The organism is Klebsiella sp. 10-1, assembly GCF_009758445.1.
Lineage (GTDB): Bacteria > Pseudomonadota > Gammaproteobacteria > Enterobacterales > Enterobacteriaceae > Klebsiella > Klebsiella scottii.
Genome location: NZ_WQRE01000002.1, coordinates 211291 through 228119, shown reverse-complemented (window position 1 = coordinate 228119; position 16829 = coordinate 211291). Strand labels below are relative to the sequence as shown.

13 protein-coding genes are annotated in these 16829 nt (G+C 62.1%); 8 read left to right on the top strand and 5 right to left on the bottom strand.

Features of this window, described 5'->3' with window-relative positions; all coding sequences use genetic code 11:
- Positions 1-46: 46 nt before the first annotated feature.
- Both xni and GO007_RS09130 read right to left on the bottom strand, forming a co-directional pair.
- Complete coding sequence (gene xni, locus GO007_RS09135) at positions 47-802, bottom strand: flap endonuclease Xni (RefSeq protein WP_095098698.1); 756 nt, start codon at positions 800-802, stop codon at positions 47-49.
- Positions 803-954: 152 nt separating this feature from the next.
- Entirely contained in the window at positions 955-2898 is a 1944-nt protein-coding gene (locus GO007_RS09130; RefSeq protein WP_095098695.1) for a sigma-54-dependent Fis family transcriptional regulator, read from the bottom strand.
- 271 nt (positions 2899-3169) lie between these two features.
- On the opposite strand from GO007_RS09130, the gene ssuD reads away from it, so the two are divergent.
- From ssuD to GO007_RS09090, 8 genes are all read left to right on the top strand, one after another.
- Positions 3170-4342, top strand: a complete 1173-nt coding sequence (gene ssuD / locus GO007_RS09125) for an FMNH2-dependent alkanesulfonate monooxygenase (protein ID WP_095098692.1) — start codon at positions 3170-3172, stop codon at positions 4340-4342.
- Between the two features lie 44 nt (positions 4343-4386).
- Positions 4387-5781, top strand: coding sequence for an FAD/NAD(P)-binding protein (locus tag GO007_RS09120; RefSeq protein ID WP_095098689.1), 1395 nt, complete (start codon positions 4387-4389; stop codon positions 5779-5781).
- Between the two features lie 40 nt (positions 5782-5821).
- Positions 5822-7228: an LLM class flavin-dependent oxidoreductase gene (locus GO007_RS09115; RefSeq protein ID WP_095098686.1), complete on the top strand. Its 1407-nt coding sequence runs from the start codon at positions 5822-5824 to the stop codon at positions 7226-7228.
- Positions 7225-8244: a methionine ABC transporter ATP-binding protein gene (locus tag GO007_RS09110; RefSeq protein ID WP_095098684.1), complete on the top strand. Its 1020-nt coding sequence runs from the start codon at positions 7225-7227 to the stop codon at positions 8242-8244. Before GO007_RS09115 ends, GO007_RS09110 begins: the two co-directional genes overlap by 4 nt.
- Positions 8241-8939 carry a methionine ABC transporter permease gene (locus tag GO007_RS09105; protein ID WP_095098681.1) on the top strand — a complete coding sequence of 233 codons (699 nt, stop codon included), beginning with the start codon at positions 8241-8243 and terminating at the stop codon, positions 8937-8939. The genes GO007_RS09110 and GO007_RS09105 overlap by 4 nt, the downstream gene beginning before the upstream one ends.
- On the top strand, positions 8936-9814 hold the full coding sequence (locus GO007_RS09100; RefSeq protein WP_095098678.1) for a MetQ/NlpA family ABC transporter substrate-binding protein: 879 nt from the start codon (positions 8936-8938) through the stop codon (positions 9812-9814). Before GO007_RS09105 ends, GO007_RS09100 begins: the two co-directional genes overlap by 4 nt.
- 171 nt (positions 9815-9985) lie before the next feature.
- On the top strand, positions 9986-11407 hold the full coding sequence (locus GO007_RS09095) for an MFS transporter (protein WP_095098676.1): 1422 nt from the start codon (positions 9986-9988) through the stop codon (positions 11405-11407).
- A gap of 10 nt (positions 11408-11417) precedes the next feature.
- Positions 11418-12641, top strand: coding sequence for an acyl-CoA dehydrogenase family protein (locus GO007_RS09090; protein ID WP_095098673.1), 1224 nt, complete (start codon positions 11418-11420; stop codon positions 12639-12641).
- A 37-nt stretch (positions 12642-12678) separates the two neighbouring features.
- Here GO007_RS09090 and GO007_RS09085 read toward each other — a convergent pair whose 3' ends face one another.
- The 3 genes from GO007_RS09085 to GO007_RS09075 form a co-directional block, all read right to left on the bottom strand.
- Complete coding sequence (locus GO007_RS09085) at positions 12679-13617, bottom strand: sulfonate ABC transporter substrate-binding protein (protein WP_095098670.1); 939 nt, start codon at positions 13615-13617, stop codon at positions 12679-12681.
- Positions 13618-13772: 155 nt separating this feature from the next.
- Complete coding sequence (locus tag GO007_RS09080; protein ID WP_095098668.1) at positions 13773-15140, bottom strand: L-serine ammonia-lyase; 1368 nt, start codon at positions 15138-15140, stop codon at positions 13773-13775.
- A 57-nt stretch (positions 15141-15197) separates the two neighbouring features.
- Complete coding sequence (locus GO007_RS09075; protein WP_095098665.1) at positions 15198-16487, bottom strand: HAAAP family serine/threonine permease; 1290 nt, start codon at positions 16485-16487, stop codon at positions 15198-15200.
- Between the last annotated feature and the right edge of the window lie 342 nt (positions 16488-16829).

Here is a 16829-nt window from a genome sequence, read left to right as displayed (position 1 = left end):
GCTGAACCTCGGCCGCCAGCTATACCGACTATGCCAGCGACACCGACTACGCCGTCAGCCGCAGCTGCTGCAGGTTGCCGTCGAGCTGTAAATCGGTCTGCAGACGGGCGATTTCGCGGCAGGTGAACGCCATCTCTTTATGCTCTTCCAGCTTCTTGCGCCACTTCTCCGCGACCTCGTCGAGACGGGCGTAAATCCCCTCCAGATCGGTAAACTCAGTTAACAGCTGGGCGGCGCTTTTAGGGCCGATACCCGCCACGCCCGGTACCTTCGAGCTGCTAATGCCCGCCAGGCCCCAGTAGTCAGGCAGCTGCTGCGGGGTCACGCCAAACTCTTTGGCAATAAAGGGGGCGTCCAGCCAGCGCTTCTGGAAGTAGTCGCGGATGCGAACCGTGGGCGAAAGCAGCTGGCAGTAGCCTTTATCCGTGGAGACGATGGTGGCCTGGTGCCCGGCCAGGGCCACCTTCATCGCCAGGGTGGCGGCGAGATCGTCGGCTTCGTTGCCCGCTAAGGCCCAGCAGCGTATTCCGCGCTGTTCAAACGCCGCACGGAGCGCGGGCATTTCGGCCTCCAGCGTCTCCGGCATCGGCGCGCGGCCGGCTTTATATTCAGCCAGACGCTGGTGCCGCCAGCTGTGGGCGCGATCGTCATCATCAAATACCGCCACCGCGTGCGTTGGCTGACTATGGACGATCAGCTGCTCCAGCGCGTGCAGGCAGGTGTCAACGCAGGGCGAACCCTGCACCGCGTGAATGCGGCGAATCAGATTGAGCGCGTCGACGATTAACAGATGAACGGCCACAGGTCTCTCCTTATCATTTAGCCCGGCGGATGAGCGGCCGGCCTGGCCGGGCGCCGTGCCCGACCAATGTTCTCAGAAATGTAAGGGTATCATTGCCGTGCGGAGGAGGCTATCGGCACGGGGATAATCGGGAACGCGCCTCGTAAAGCGGCTTAATCCGCGTGCAGCAGCAGGCCCAGGTCGCTATGGGCCGCTTCCCCGTACCAAACGGCTTCGCGCACGGAAACCGGTTTGCCGATCAGTCCGAGGGCATAAAAGCGGTCGGCGATGGTCTGCTGCGCGCGGATGACCTTAAGATCCATCATCCGTGGGCGATGGCTGCGCCGCGCGAGGGCGAGGGCCAGCGAATCGACGTTAATGCCTAATTCGGCGGCAAGCAGGCCGGCGGCCTCCTCGCGCCGGCGGTCGATAAACTGCCCGGTTTGCGTCAGCTCGTGCAGCAGGCGCTGCATGATGTCGCCGTTGCGATTGACGTAATCGCGGCGCGAGAGATAGAACTGATGGTTGTGTACCCGGCCCTCGCCGCTGGCGACCACCCGCAGCTCTCCGGTATGTTCGGCGTCGCTGAGCAGCGGGTCCCACATCATCCACGCGTCGACCGCCAGATAATCGCTGGCGGTGAGAGGGTACTTCGGCGGGATGTAGACCACCTTCACGTCATTCAGGCTCAGCCCGGCCTCTTCCAGAATCTGCAGCAGCAGCCAGTGCACGTTTGAGCCCTTATTCAGCGCAATACGCTTGCCGCGCAGATCGCTGAGGGCGCGGATATCGCTATGCTGCGGCACCACCATCGCCACGCTTTGCGGCGCCGGCGGCTCCCACGCGACGTACACCAGCTCGGCGTTGCTGGCCTGAGCAAAGACCGGCGGCGCTTCGCCGGTGGTGCCAAAATCGATCTCATTGCAGGCAAGGGCGTGCAGCAGCTGCGGCCCGGCGGGGAATTCGCTCCACAGCACGCTGACGCCAAGGCTGGAGAAGGCGCTCTCGAGGCTCTGCCGGGCCTTTAAAATGCCGAGGTTGCCGAAGCGCTGATAGCCGATGCGCAGCTCGCGGTCTACGGACGCGGTTTCGGCTAACCGGCGCGGAGCCGATTCCACCCGGCGGCGGCTTTTAATCATGCCGATGTTGGCCAGCTGGGTACGCAGGGTGTGGCGACTGATCCCCAGCAGCGCGGCCGCCTGGCTTTGATTGTCGTCGCAATGGGCCATAGCGCCGCGGATCAGCGCGCCGGTCATGCGCTCCCACAGCGCGTCGCCGGGCTGGGCGAGCTGCTGGTGGATAAAGTCGTCCAGCTCAATATCCGTTGCCGTCAGCGGCGCGGCGTGCAGCGTGGTCAGGCGCAGCTGTGCGGGCGTAATCTCCTCCTCTTTGCTGAGCAGAACCGCGTTATGCAGCGTGTTTTCAAGCTCGCGGATATTGCCGGGCCACGGGTAGTCCATCAGCCGGGCTAACGCCTCAGGCGCCAGATAGCGGGTTGGGCGCCCCAGCCGACGGGCGTAGAGCGATAAGAAATGATTGGCCAGCAGCGGAATATCCTGGCGGCGCTGGCGCAGCGGCGGCAGCGGGACGATGGCGATATTCAGGCGGTAATAGAGGTCTTCGCGGAAGCGGCGCTCGCGGATCGCCTGCGCCAAATCTACGTGGGTGGCGGCAATGACCCGCACGTTGACTTTAATCGCCTTGCGCGAGCCGACGCGGGTAATCTCGCGCTCCTGCAGCACGCGCAGCAGCTTCACCTGCAGCGGCAGGCTTAATTCGCCAATCTCATCGAGCAGCAGCGTGCCGCCCTCGGCGGCCTCAAACCAGCCGGGATGCCCCTGCACCGCGCCGGTAAACGCCCCCTTTTCGTGACCGAAGAGCTCCGCTTCCGCCAGGCTCTCGGTGAGCGCGCCGCAGTTCACGGCGAGAAAAGGCTGCTGGCGGCGGCTGCTGTGGTGATGCAGGTAGCGGGCGACCACCTCTTTACCGGTGCCGGTTTCACCGACGATCAGCACGGTGGCCTCCGTGGGCGCCAGTTTATCCAACAGGTTCTGAAAGGCTTTTGACGCCGGATCGATCAGCACCGGGGTATCGGCTGGGGGTTCAGGATTGAGCATGGTAGTCCTCCGCTAAATAACGCCTTGAACTTATCCTCTGTCGGCGGCGGTAAACACGGGCAAACTCTGTGGTTTTGTTGCAAAAGCGGCAGCCTCGCCCCATCTGCTGGCGCATTTGCAACAGCCTGGCGGGCGCAGAATTTTATTAATTATTTGATTTTGTTGTCTTAATTTTCCTGTCCGCATTGGCACGATTATCGCTAACACTCATATAACCAAATTAAAACAACTCTTCGATGAATATCGAATATGGTTATATAGGAAATGGATAATGACGCAGAAAGCTAGCGATAAGATCAACGTGTTTTGGTTCTTACCCACCCACGGCGACGGCCGCTATCTGGGCACCACCGAAGGCGGACGCCCCGTTGATTTAGCGTACTTACAACAGGTTGCTCTGGCCGCCGACAGCCTTGGCTACTACGGCGTGCTGATCCCGACCGGCAAAAGCTGCGAAGACTCCTGGCTGGTCGCCTCGGCGCTGGCGCCGTTAACCCGCCGCCTGCGCTATCTGGTTGCGGTGCGTCCGGGACTGCAGCCGCCGACGCTGGCGGCGCGCATGGCGGCGACCCTCGACCGCCTGTCGGAAGGCCGGCTGCTGATCAACGTGGTAACCGGCGGCGATCCGGTGGAGAACAAGGGCGACGGGATTTTCCTCGACCATAGCCAGCGCTATCAGGTTACCCGTGAATTTCTTGACGTTTACTCGCGCCTGCTGAAAGGCGAAAAGGTGGATTATCACGGCGAGCATATTCAGGTTGAGGGGGCGGAAGTTCTCTTCCCGCCGGTGCAGGAAAACGGCCCGCCGCTCTATTTCGGCGGCTCTTCAGAGGAGGCCATTGACGTTGCCGCCGGGCAAATCGATAGCTATCTGACCTGGGGTGAACCGCCTGAGCTGGTGGCGGAGAAGCTGGCCATCGTGCGCGAGCGCGCCGCCGCCCGCGGCCGCACCCTGCAGTACGGCATTCGCCTGCACGTTATCGTCCGTGAAACGGAAGAAGAGGCCTGGGCCGCCGCCGACCGTCTGATTGCCCATCTGGATGATGACACCATCGCCCAGGCGCAGAAGATCTTTGCCCGCATGGATTCCGCGGGCCAGGCGCGAATGAGCGCCCTGCATAACGGCTCCCGCGACAACCTGCGCATCGCCCCGAACCTGTGGGCGGGCGTTGGCCTCGTGCGCGGCGGGGCGGGTACGGCGCTGGTCGGCAGCCCGCAGCAGGTCGCGGACCGCATTCGCGAATATCAGGCCCTCGGCATCACCAACTTTATCTTCTCCGGCTATCCGCACCTCGAAGAGGCCCACCGCTTTGCCGATTTGGTCATGCCGCTGCTGCCGCTTGCCGGCAACGCCCTGCCCAAAGCGCGCGGCGTGAATACCGGCCCGTTTGGCGAAACCATCGGCGGCGATAAGCGGCCGGTTAAACAGGTCAGCGCCAGCTGAGCGGGAGGTGGACATGCTTTTCTGCCTCCAGAGGGGGATTGCCGATGAGCGCTGAACCGCAGGTGGTCATTATCGGCGGCGGGTTCAGCGGCGCCGCCGTGGCGATTGAGCTTCTGCGCCTGGCCCCGCACGGGCTGCGGGTGACGCTGCTGGAGCCTCGCGCCGTGCCCGGCGCGGGGGTGGCCTACTCCACCGCCGAGCCCTCCCATCGCATCAACGTCCCCGCCGCGCGGATGCAGCTGGCGGGCGAGGAGGAGGGCGCTTTCGACCGCTGGTATCGCGGCCAGCCGGCATTCGCCGACGACCCGCAGGCGCGGCGTGAGGACGGCGCGCTCTATCCGCAGCGCGGCCAGTTTGGCCGCTACGTCAGCCAGCGCTTTGCCGATGCGCTGCGGGCGAGCGCGGGACGGCTGGCCCACCTGCGTGAGCAGGCGCTGGCCTATGACCCGCGCGGCGTCACCACCGCCAGCGGCCGGCTGCTGAAAAGCGATCTGCTGATCCTCGCGGTGAGCCATCCGCCGCCGGCGCTGCCGCGCCTGGCGGCCCCTTTCCACGACCATCCTGCGCTGATTGCCAATCCGTGGCGTGCGGACGCGCTTGCCGACATTGCGCCGGATGCGCGGGTGGCGGTGATGGGTACCGGTTTGACGATGGCCGACACCATCGCCACCCTGTCGCGGCTCGGACATCGCGGTCCGGTGACGGCATTTTCGCGGCACGGCCTGCTGCCCAGAGGAAACATCAGCGGCGCTGCCGAGCCGTGGCCCGGCGACTATCGCCAGGGCACGCTGCGTCAGCGGCTGCGGCGGGTGCGGGAAGATGTCCGTCGCGCCGCGGAGCTGGGGCAGCCGTGGCAGGTGGTGCTGGACGCGGTGCGTAACCAGGGGCAGAGCATCTGGCAGGGGCTGACCTTTGCCGACCGCCAGCGCTTCCTGCGCCATCTGCGCAGCTACTGGGATGTGCATCGCTACCGCATCGCCCCGCAGGTCGCCGATGTGCTTAGCCAGCGGCAGCGCGACGGCAGCCTGAAGGTGCAGGCGGCAAGGCTGACGGCGCTGGAGGGCGATGCCCGCCGGCTGACCCTGACCCTGAGTCCGCGCCACGGCGACCCTCAATCGCTGACCGTCGATCGCCTGATTCTGACCACCGGCCCCGCGCACGGCGGCCTGATCGACAGCCAGCCGCTGCTGCGCGACCTGGCGCAGGAGGGGCTGATCCGCGCCGACGCGCTCGGGCTCGGGCTCGACGTCGACTCGCGCTCCCGGGCGATTGGCCGCGAGGGCGTGGTGACGCCAAAGGTACTGATTTCCGGTCCGGCGGCCCGCGGACGTTTTGGCGAGCTGATGGGTCTGCCGCAGGTCGCCGACCATGCCGCCGCGGTCGCCGCCGAAGCGCTGGCGACGCTGGGGATCGAGAGTTCTTTCGTTATTCATGATTAAGCGTGCGCCCCTCGATCGGGACGCACCGTGGAGAAGTGCTATGTCATCACAACGCGAAATTCGTCTTAATGCTTTTGATATGAACTGCGTCGGCCACCAGTCGCCGGGGCTGTGGACCCATCCGCGCGATCGCTCATGGCAGTACAAGGATCTGGACTACTGGGTTGACCTCGCGCGTCTGCTGGAGCGCGGGAAGTTCGACGGCCTGTTTATTGCCGACGTGCTGGGCATCTACGACGTGCTGAACGGCAACGGCGATGCCGCCATTCGCCAGGCAACGCAGGTGCCGGTGAACGATCCGCTGGCGCTGATTACCCCGATGGCGCTGGTGACGGAGCACCTCGGCTTTGGCCTGACCGCATCGCTGTCGTTTGAGCATCCGTATCCGTTTGCCCGCCGCCTGTCGACCCTTGACCATCTGACCAAAGGCCGGGTGGGCTGGAATATCGTGACCTCATACCTGGAAAGCGGGGCGCGCAACATTGGTCATCAGGCGCAGACCGATCACGATGCGCGCTACGACTACGCCGACGAGTACCTCGACGTGGTCTATAAACTGCTGGAAGGCAGCTGGGAAGACGGGGCGGTGCTGCGCGATCGCGAACGGGGGATCTTCAGCGATCCGCAGAAAATCCATCCGATCAACCACCAGGGCAACTTCTTCTCGGTTCCGGGGATCCACCTCTGCGAACCCTCGCCGCAGCGCACTCCGGTGCTCTATCAGGCCGGGGCGTCGAGCCGCGGGAAGCAGTTTGCCGCCGGGCACGCCGAGTGCGTGTTTGTCGCCGCGCCGTCAAAAACGCTGCTTAAAAAGACCGTGGCCGACATTCGCCGCCGCGCCGCGGAGGCCGGACGCGATCCGCGCAGCATCCTGATTTTTAACCTGCAAACGGTGATCGTCGGCGAAACCGACCGCGAGGCGCAGGCCAAATGGCAGGAGTATAAATCCTACGTCAGCTATGAAGGGGCGCTGGCGCTGATCTCTGGCTGGACCGGGATCGACTTCGGCCAGTACCAGCCGGATCAGGTGCTGAAATATCTGCATACCAACGCCATTCAGTCGGCGGTCGAGGCCTTTTCCACCGCCGATCCGGACCGTCAGTGGACGGTGCAGGCGCTGGCCGACTGGGTGGGGATTGGCGGCTTCGGCCCGCTGATCGTCGGCAGCGCGGAAACCGTGGCCGACGAGCTGCAGTCGTGGGTCGAGGAGACCGATGTCGATGGTTTTAACCTCGCCTACGCCGTCACCCACGAAACCTTCCGCGATGTGGTGGATCTGCTTATTCCCGAGCTGCAAAAGCGCGGCGTCTTCAAGCAGGAGTACCGCGAAGGCACGCTGCGCGAAAAACTGTTCGGCGCCGGGCCGCGCCTGGTGGCTCCGCATCCGGGAGCCGGCTACCGGCGCGGCGTGCGCATCGACGCCGGGGCGGGGGAGAAGGTGACATGATTGAGATAGACGACCTGCATAAAAGCTACCGCACGGCGGGGGGGCGGGTCAGCGAGGTGCTGAAAGGGCTGTCGCTGCGGGTGCCGACCGGCTCCATCACCGCGGTGGTGGGGCCAAGCGGCGCGGGTAAATCGACCCTTGCGCGCTGCATCAGCCTGCTGGAGCGCCCCGACAGCGGCAGCATCCGGGTTAACGGCAACGATTTGTCGCTGCTCAGCGGCGAGGCGCTGCGCCGCGAGCGGCGGGCGATCGGCACCGTTTTCCAGTCCTCGGCGCTGCTGAACCGCAAAACGGCCTGGCAAAATATCGCCCTGCCGCTGGAGTACCTCGGGGTGGTGGAGCGGGATGTTAAAGCCCGGGTTGGCGAACTGCTGGAAAGCGTCGGCCTGAGCGATAAAGCCGACGCCTGGCCGGCCCAGCTCTCCGGCGGCCAGCGCCAGCGCATCGGCATCGCCCGCGCCCTGGCGCTGCGTCCTTCGGTGCTGCTGGCGGACGAGGCCACCTCCGGGCTGGACCCGCAGGCCACCGCCGCGGTGCTCAATTTGCTTAAACGCCTGCGCGATGAGTATCGCCTGGCGATCGTGCTTATTACCCACGAGATGGACGCGGTACGCGCGGCGGCGGATGCGGTCGCTGAAATTCGCGACGGCGCGATCCTCCAGTTCGGCGAGGTGAAAGAGCTGCTGGCGCGCCCGGATTCTCTGCTGGGCCAGCAGCTGCTGCCGCTCTCTCCGGTGGCGGCCCATAGCGATCTGCTGCTGCGCCTGAGCTATCGCTGGGATGTGCCGGTGGCCACCGACTGGATCAGCCGCCTGAGCCAGCAGTTTGCGCTGCAGATCGACCTGCTCGGCGGCCACGTTGAGGTGATCAACGGCCGGCTGGCGGGACGGCTGCAGGCGGGGGTGCGCTTTCAGGGCGAGCGCCTGTCGGCGGCGCGGATGCTGGCGCTGCTGGCGCAGCTTGGTATCGCGGCGGAGGTGCTTGACGGCGCGCCGGAACTCAAGGAGGCGGTATGAAACCTTCGGTAATCAGCCAGGATACCCCCTGGAGCGAGATCCATACGCTGCTGCTGCCCGCCTACGGCGAAACCTGGCTGATGGTGGCCATTGTGATGCTGTTTGTGGTGACCCTCGGCGGAGCGGTCGGCGTGGTGCTATTCAACGCTTCGTCGCGGGGCCTGTTCCCGCACGCCGCGCTGTACCGGGTGCTGAACTGGGTGGTGAATATGGGGCGCTCTCTGCCGTTTCTGGTGCTGATGGCGGCGATTATTCCCTTCACCTTCTGGCTCACCGGGACAACGATCGGCATTCCTGCCGCCGTGGTGCCGATGATCGCCGCCGGGGTGCCGTTTTTCGGCCGGCTGGTGGAAAACGCGCTGCGCGATCTGCCGGCGGAGGTCACCGCCGTGGGGATCGTCTGCGGCGGCTCGCGCTGGCAGATTATCCGCAGCGCCCAGCTGAGCGAAGCCCTGCCCGCGCTGGTGGCGGCGGTGACGCTCAACCTGGTGTCGATGATCGAATATTCCGCCATTGCCGGCACCATCGGCGCGGGAGGGATCGGCTATCTGGCGGTGGTGTACGGCTACCAGCGCTTCGACAATCACATCATGATCGCCACCATTATCGCGCTGATCGCCACTATCCAGCTGATTCAATTTTTCGGTGACCGTCTGGTCAACAAACTTCGCCACACGCAGGGGATCTCTTCATGACAACAGAACAGTTTGAGTTACGTAAGGCCCGCCGCTGGCCGTGGCTGGCGGCGCTGGTAGTGATTGTGGCGCTGGCCGTCGCCTTCTGGTGGTGGCGGGGAGAGGCCCGGTCGCAGCAGGTGGTGTTCGGCACCACCCTGAAAATTCATTATGAACCGGCGATGGCCGGCGAGCAGCGGATCATCGAGTACATCGGCGAGCATATCGCGCCGGATTACGGCCTGAAGCTGGAGGCGGTGGGGGTACAGGATCCGGTGCAGGCGGATCGCGCGGTGGCGCAGGGGGAGTACGCCGGAACCATCTATCAGCATCAGTGGTGGCTGAAGCAGGTGGTGGACGCTAACGGCTTCGCGCTTTCCACCACGGTGCCGGTGTTCCAGTGGGCCTTTGGCATTTACTCCGATCGCTATAAATCGGTTAAGGATCTGCCGAATGGGGCGACGATCGTGGTGCCGGATGATGGCGCCAACCAGGGGCAGGCGCTGTGGCTGCTGCAGCGCATCGGCCTGATTACGCTCGACCCGGCGGTGGAGCCGCGCACGGCGAAGCTGAAAAATATCGTCGGCAACCCGCATCAGTTTAATTTCAAAGAGCTGGACCTGTTAACCATGCCGCGGGCGCTCAATTCGGTGGATGCGGCAATCGGCTATGTCTCGCAGTTTGATGCCGGAAAAGTATCGCGTGACAGAGGCATTTTATTCCCGCCGGCGCCGCGCACCTTCGCTTCGCAATTGGTCATCGGGACGCCTTATTTGTCGCAGGAGAATATCGTCAAATTAAAACAGGCGTTTTCCGACCCGCGGATCCAGACCTGGCTGAAAACCACCGACGATCCGCTGGTGAAAGACGTGCTGGTGCCGGTTTCCGCCGAATAATCTGCGCTGATGAGCGAACTCGCAGGACGAGCGAAAGCTCGTCCTGATTTTGCCGTTTTATTCAATTAACTTATTGAATATATTGATTTTTATATGCGTATTTGTTGGTTCCACTTTATCAGCGGTCGGCCTATAACTGCGATCGTCTGCACAACATAATAAGGTGAAAACATGAGTACGCTGTCTGTTGATAATCCCGGTGTGGCCTCCGCGCCGGTGAGTAGCGTCGGGGATGTGGCGCGGCTAATTAATTCGGGCAAGGATCAGGCTAAATATGCGCGGATGATTGTCTTCCTCGCTCTCGGCGGCGTCTTCCTTGACGCCTATGATTTAACCACGCTCTCCTACGGCATCGACGACGTGGTGCGTGAATTCCAGCTCTCGCCGCTGCTGACCGGCCTGGTCACCTCATCCATTATGGTCGGCACCATTTTTGGCAACCTGATCGGCGGCTGGCTAACGGATAAATATGGCCGCTATTCGGTGTTTATGGCCGATATGCTGTTTTTTGTCGTCTCGGCTATCGCCGCGGGGCTGGCGCCCAACGTCTGGGTGCTGATCGGCGCCCGTTTCCTGATGGGCATCGGCGTCGGTATCGATCTGCCGGTCGCCATGTCCTACCTCGCTGAATTCTCTCGTTTTACCGGCAAAGGCAACAAGGCCTCGCGCCTCGCCGCCTGGTGCCCGATGTGGTACGCCGCCTCGACGGTCTGTTTTCTGATTATCTTCGGCCTCTATTTTCTGCTGCCAAAGGAGCATCTCGACTGGCTGTGGCGCGCCTCGCTGCTGTTTGGCGCGGTTCCGGCGCTGCTGATTATCGCCGTGCGCAGAAAATTTATGAATGAATCGCCGCTGTGGGCGGCAAACCAGGGAGACCTGGCCTCGGCGGTGCGCATTCTGCGCGACTCTTACGGCATTGCCGCCCATGAAGCGCCGGCTGAACGCCCCGCGCCGCCGCCGAAGGTGAGCTTCCGCGTGCTGTTTGAAAAGCCGTACCGCGAGCGCACCATCGTTGCCGGGGTGATGAATATCTGTATCTCCTTTGAGTACACCGCCATCGCCTTTTTCCTGCCGTCGATCCTCGCGCAGTTTCTCGGGGCCGGCGTGTTTGAAACCATCTCCGCTTCGCTGGGGCTGAACGCGCTGTTTGCCTTTACCGGCGGTCTGCTGGGAATGCATCTGGCGTGGAAATATCCGTCGCGCCACGTGGCGATTGCCGGCTTCGCGCTGCAGTTTATCGCCCTGATTGTGCTTGCTCTGGTGGGTCAGCCGCAGGCCACCGTCGGCGTGGTGCTGGCGATTGCGATGCTTGGGCTGTGGCTGTTTGCCGAGGGCTTTGGCCCCGGCGCGCAGCTGATGATCTATCCGGCGCTCTCCTATCCAACCTCGATTCGCGCCACCGGCGTCGGCTTCAGCCGGGCGCTCTCCGGGATCGGCAGCGCGCTGGCGCTGTTCGTGCTGCCGCTGCTGCAGGCCTCCCTCGGCACGCAAATGTTCTGGGTGGTATCGCTGGCCGCCCTGATTCCGATCTTCTTCCTGCTTGCGGTTCGCCACGAGCCGACGCGTCACGACATTGACGACAGCCACCATTAAGGAACAGATGATGACACTACTTTCTACCGGTACCGATTACGAACAGCTGGCGGCGGCCTTTCGGCCGATTTTCTCGCGCATTGCGCAAGGGGCGGCTAGCCGCGAGCAGCAGCGTATTCTGCCCGAGGAGCCGATTCGCTGGCTGAAGGAGGCGGGATTCGGCACGCTGCGCATTCCGCGGGAAAAGGGCGGCTGGGGCGCGTCGCTGCCGCAGCTGATTGCCCTGCTGATTGAGCTGGCCGAGGCTGATTCAAACCTGCCGCAGGCGCTGCGCGCTCATTTTGCCTTTGTTGAGGATCGTCTGAATCAGCCCGATTCCGCGCAGCGCGATCGCTGGTTCCAGCGTTTTCGCGACGGGGAGCTGGTGGGCAGCGGCTGGACCGAAACGGGGGCGGTAAAGCTTGGGGAGGTGAATACTCAGGTGACGCCGGACGAGCACGGCTGGCGGCTCAGCGGCGAGAAGTTTTACAGCACCGGGACGCTGTACGCCGACTGGATTGACGTCTTTGCCCGCCGCAGCGACAACAACGGCGACGTGATAGCGCTGGTCAGTACCAGGCAAAGCGGGGTGGAGCGAGAGGACGACTGGGATGGCTTTGGCCAGCGTCTGACCGGCAGCGGCACCACCCGCTTCCGGCAGGCGCAGGTTGAGCAGGAACATGTCTACGATTTTGCCGAGCGCTTTCGCTACCAGACCGCCTTCTATCAGCATATCTTACTGGCGACGCTGGCGGGTATCGGCCTGGCGGTAGAACGCGATGCCGCCGAAGGGGTGAAAAAACGCTCCCGTATGTACAGCCACGGCAATGCCGCCGTGCCGCGCGACGATCCTCAGGTGCTGCAGGTGGTAGGGCAAATCAGCAGCTGGGCGTGGGCGACCCGCGCGGCGGTGCTGCAGGCGGCGGAGTCTTTACAGCAGGCCTATATCGTTCACGCCAGCGGCGACGAGGCGCTGATTGAGCAGCGTAATCGTCTGGCGGAGGTTGAAGCGGCGCAGGCGCAGGTGATTGCCAGCGACTGGATACCGCGCGCGGCGACCGAGCTGTTTAACGCCCTCGGCGCGTCGGACACCCGGGTAGGCAAAGCGCTCGATCGCCACTGGCGCAACGCGCGCACGGTGGCGTCGCATAATCCGGTTATCTATAAAGCGCGCAATATCGGCAACTGGCTGGTCAACGGCGAAGCGCCGACCTTTATCTGGCAGATAGGCAACGGCGAGAAAACGCAGGGGTAAGGAGGGAGGCGATGGGGAAAACCGTCGCCGTTAATCACTATTTATCCTGCGACCAGGTGGCGCTGCGCACGTCCACTTTGACCGGCAGCAGGCCAACGCGGGTGAAGGTATCCGCCAGCGCCTGCTGTTCGTTATAGACCGCAGGCGTCATGCGTTCGGCGCCGTAGGGCAGGCGGGCGAGCGCTTTCAGCCAGATAGCCTTATCCAGCCCGGTTGAGGTCGCCAAAATCCCGGCGGCGTCGTCCTGATGAGCGTTAGCCCAGTCGCTGAGCTGGCGTAACTCATCCACCACCTGTTTTGCCGTATCCGGGTGGTTTTCGGCAAATTTGCGGCTGGCGAGATAGAAGGTGTAGTGCGGCACCAGCCCTTCAGCGTTGCGGATCTGCCGCGCCCTGGCGTTGGTTTCGACTTCGGCAAGGTACGGGTCCCAGATAACCCAGGCATCAATGGCGCCGCGCTGGAAGGCGGCGCGGGCATCGGCCGGAGGCAGATAGACCGGCGTGATATCTTTATAGCTCAGTCCGGCTTTTTCCAGCGCGGCCACCAGCAGGTAGTTGACGTCAGAGCCTTTATTCAGCCCCACGCGCTTGCCTTTCAGGTCGGCCACGTTGTGGATCGTCGAGTTTTCCGGCACCACGATGGCTTCGGTTTTGGGGTTCGCCGGGGAGTGGGCGAGATAAACCAGATCCGCCCGCGCCGCCTGAGCGAATGCCGGCGGAGCGTCGCCGGTGGCCGCCAGGTCGATACTGCCGACGTTCAGCCCTTCCAGCATCTGCGGACCGGCAGGAAACTCTATCCAGCGGACGGCGATGCCCTGTTTTTTGAAGGTCTCATCGAGGGTTCCGCGATATTTCAGCAGGGCGAAAATATTGGCTTTTTGATAGCCGATGTTAACGGTTTCCGGCGCCTGTGCCAGCGCGGAAGCAGAGAGGCCGAGCACCAGCGGCAGCAGGGCCAGATGGAACCTTTTGGACATGATTTGTTCTCCTGTAGCGGTTAACCGTAAGGTAACAAATTGCCCTTATAACCAATAAATAACTAAATCTTAGTCTATATAACAAAAGTATCGGTCGGCGCGGCGGGGAGTGCGGGAGAGTGCCCGGCAGGCGCGGCTGCCGGGCCGGGGAGGGCTTAATCGCAGGTCACGATTTTCATCGCCAGGCCACCGCGCGACGTTTCACGGTACTTGGCGTTCATATCCTTGCCGGTTTCGTACATCGTCTCGATAACCTTATCGAGGCACACGCGCGGTTCGCTGGTGCGGCGCAGCGCCATCCGGGCGGCGTTGACGGCCTTCACCGAGGCGATGGCGTTACGCTCGATGCACGGCACCTGAACCTGGCCGGCAACCGGGTCGCAGGTCAGGCCCAGGTTGTGCTCCATACCGATTTCCGCGGCGATGCACACCTGGCCCGGGCTGCCGCCCAGCAGCTCGGTTAAGCCGGCCGCCGCCATCGAACAGGCCACGCCGACCTCGCCCTGGCAGCCCACTTCGGCGCCGGAAATCGAGGCGTTCATCTTATACAGCGAGCCAATTGCGCTGGTCACCAGCAGGTAGCGCGCCAGCGAGTTAGCGTTGACCTTGCGGATAAACTTATCGTAGTAGGCCAGTACCGCAGGCACGATCCCGCAGGCGCCGTTGGTCGGCGCGGTGACCACGCGGCCGCCGGCGGCGTTCTCTTCGTTCACCGCCAGGGCGAACATATTAATCCAGTCAACGACCGCCATCGGATCGCTGTTGGTATTGTCCTGGCTGACCAGCATCCGGCGTAACGCGGCGGCGCGGCGCGGGACCCGCAGCTTGCCCGGCAGAACCCCTTCGGTGCTGATGCCGCGTTCGATACCGCCGCTCATCACTTCCCAGACGGCGGCAAAGTGCTGCTCCAGCTCTTCTTTGCTGTGCAGCGCCAGCTCGTTTTGCATCATCAGGCCGGAAAGCGAGAGCCCGCTTTCGCGGCAGTGCCGCTGTAAATCAGCCGCATTTTGGTAGGGATAAGGTACCGAGACCGGAGCTTCGTTGCTCTGGCCGAAGTGCTGTTCGTCGACGATAAAACCGCCGCCGATGGAGTAGTAGGTCTGGCTATAGAGCACCTTGTCGCCGCCCAGGGCGGTAATGCGCATGCCGTTTTCATGCAGCGACAGGTTGTCAGCATGAAAATTCATGCAGCGGTCAACCGGGAAGTCGACTTCCTGCTGGCCGTTTGCCAGCATCAGGCGCCCGTGGGTGTTGACGTCCTGAATAAACGCAGGGATCGCGTCAATATCGACGCTATCGGGCATGTTGCCCGCAAGACCCATAATAATCGCAATATCGGTATGGTGGCCTTTGCCGGTCAGGGAAAGGGAACCGTATACGTCGACGATGACGGTGGTGACGTTGGCAAGCAGCCCGCGCGCGATAAGGTCGTCGGTGAATTGTTTGCCCGCTTTCATTGGCCCCACGGTGTGGGAGCTGGAAGGGCCAATGCCGATTTTAAAGATATCGAATACGCTGATCATGATGCACATCCAGAGCTGTCGGAAAGCGCGCCGCCGGCGGGCGGCGCGAAGGGGAGATTAGCTGAACAGAGAGTAGAAAATTGCGGAGATAGCAATCAGGCCCATAAGCACCACGAAGACGTTGCTGACGTGGCCGCTGTATTTGCGCATCGCCGGGACTTTCTGAATCGCGTACATCGGCATCAGGAACAGAATCATCGCGATAATCGGGCCGCCGAGGGTTTCGATCATACCGAGAATGCTCGGGTTCAGCGTCGCCACAATCCAGGTGGTGACCAGCATGAACAGCGCGGTGATTTTGTTCAGCTTATTGATTTCGATGGATTTACCTTTACCGCGCAGGGATTTAATCACCATGCCGTTAAAGCCTTCACGGGCGCCAAGATAGTGGCCGAGGAAGGATTTGGTGATGGCAATCATCGCAATGATCGGCGCCATCCAGGCAATCAGCGGGGCGTTAAAGTGGTTCGCCAGGTAAGAGAGAATCGAGATGTTCTGATCTTTTGCCGCCGCCAGGTCCGTCGGGGAGAGGCTCAGTACGCAGCTGAAGACGAAGAACATAACGGTAATCACCATCATGATGTGCGCGCGGGCGAGGATGCTGGAGCATTTTTTCTCAGCGCCCTGGCCGTACTCTTCACGCTTCGCCACGGCGAAGGAGGAGATGATCGGTGAGTGGTTAAAGGAGAAGACCATGACCGGAATCGCCAGCCACAGGGTCATCCACAGGCCGTTGCCGGTAGAGGTTGCGCTGCTCAGGGAGAGCGTTTCCAGCGCCGCGCCGTTCCACTCAGGGATCAGATACAGCGCCAGAATCATCAGGGCGACCACGAACGGGAACACCAGCACGCTCATCGCTTTAACGATCATCTGCTCACCGAAGCGCACGATGGTCATCATGCCGACGATCAGGATCAGCGAGAGGATCGCGCGCGGCGGCGGCGTCATGTGCAGCTGGTGCTGCATAAAGCTCTCGACGGTATTGGTAATCGCGACGCTATAAACCAGCAGGATCGGGTAGATAGCAAAGAAGTAGAGCAGGGTAATCAGCTTACCGGCGCCAACGCCAAAGTGTTCTTCGACGACTTCGGTGATGTCCTCGCCCGGATTCTTACCGGAAAGCACAAAACGGGTCATCCCGCGGTGGGCAAAGAAAGTCATCGGGAAAGCCAGAATAGCCATGATGATCAGGGGGATAAGGCCGCCGACCCCGGCGTTGATCGGCAGGAACAAAACGCCCGCGCCGATAGCCGTGCCGTACAGGCCCAGCATCCACATGGTATCCGTTTTGCGCCATCCGCTGCGGGTTGCGCCCGAAACGACAGTGCTGGTTTGCGTGGTTTCCATCTGTATCTCCTGGAGGAAGCAACAAAAAATAATAAATAAAATCAATTAAGTAATATAAAATTCGTTTGTTTACGGTTTTTTAGTGATTTTCTCCGTAACAAGTGGGGCGGAAAGATACATTCATATTGGAAATCTATCAGTGATCTCGATCTCAATTGCAATAATCCACTTTCAAGGTGGGTATTTTTAGTCCAACAGTCTGTTTCTGATGTTCAGCCAGATATTTGTGGCGCGAAGGCTATCATTCGCAGCATATGAGATAAAAGCATGACGGCGTAATAACGAGGTTTTTGCTGTAAAAATGAGATGTTCTCGATGTTTTAGCTCTCAAATATCTTTTTT

What these genes read in the sequence shown, in the direction of transcription:
- GO007_RS09130 (WP_095098695.1), bottom strand. Translation starts at nt 2,898, where the DNA reads ATGCTCAATCCTGAACCCCCAGCCGATACCCCGGTGCTGATCGATCCG.
- ssuD (WP_095098692.1), top strand. Translation starts at nt 3,170, where the DNA reads ATGACGCAGAAAGCTAGCGATAAGATCAACGTGTTTTGGTTCTTACCC.
- GO007_RS09120 (WP_095098689.1), top strand. Translation starts at nt 4,387, where the DNA reads ATGAGCGCTGAACCGCAGGTGGTCATTATCGGCGGCGGGTTCAGCGGC.
- GO007_RS09115 (WP_095098686.1), top strand. Translation starts at nt 5,822, where the DNA reads ATGTCATCACAACGCGAAATTCGTCTTAATGCTTTTGATATGAACTGC.
- GO007_RS09110 (WP_095098684.1), top strand. Translation starts at nt 7,225, where the DNA reads ATGATTGAGATAGACGACCTGCATAAAAGCTACCGCACGGCGGGGGGG.
- GO007_RS09105 (WP_095098681.1), top strand. Translation starts at nt 8,241, where the DNA reads ATGAAACCTTCGGTAATCAGCCAGGATACCCCCTGGAGCGAGATCCAT.
- GO007_RS09100 (WP_095098678.1), top strand. Translation starts at nt 8,936, where the DNA reads ATGACAACAGAACAGTTTGAGTTACGTAAGGCCCGCCGCTGGCCGTGG.
- GO007_RS09095 (WP_095098676.1), top strand. Translation starts at nt 9,986, where the DNA reads ATGAGTACGCTGTCTGTTGATAATCCCGGTGTGGCCTCCGCGCCGGTG.
- GO007_RS09090 (WP_095098673.1), top strand. Translation starts at nt 11,418, where the DNA reads ATGACACTACTTTCTACCGGTACCGATTACGAACAGCTGGCGGCGGCC.
- GO007_RS09085 (WP_095098670.1), bottom strand. Translation starts at nt 13,617, where the DNA reads ATGTCCAAAAGGTTCCATCTGGCCCTGCTGCCGCTGGTGCTCGGCCTC.
- GO007_RS09080 (WP_095098668.1), bottom strand. Translation starts at nt 15,140, where the DNA reads ATGATCAGCGTATTCGATATCTTTAAAATCGGCATTGGCCCTTCCAGC.
- GO007_RS09075 (WP_095098665.1), bottom strand. Translation starts at nt 16,487, where the DNA reads ATGGAAACCACGCAAACCAGCACTGTCGTTTCGGGCGCAACCCGCAGC.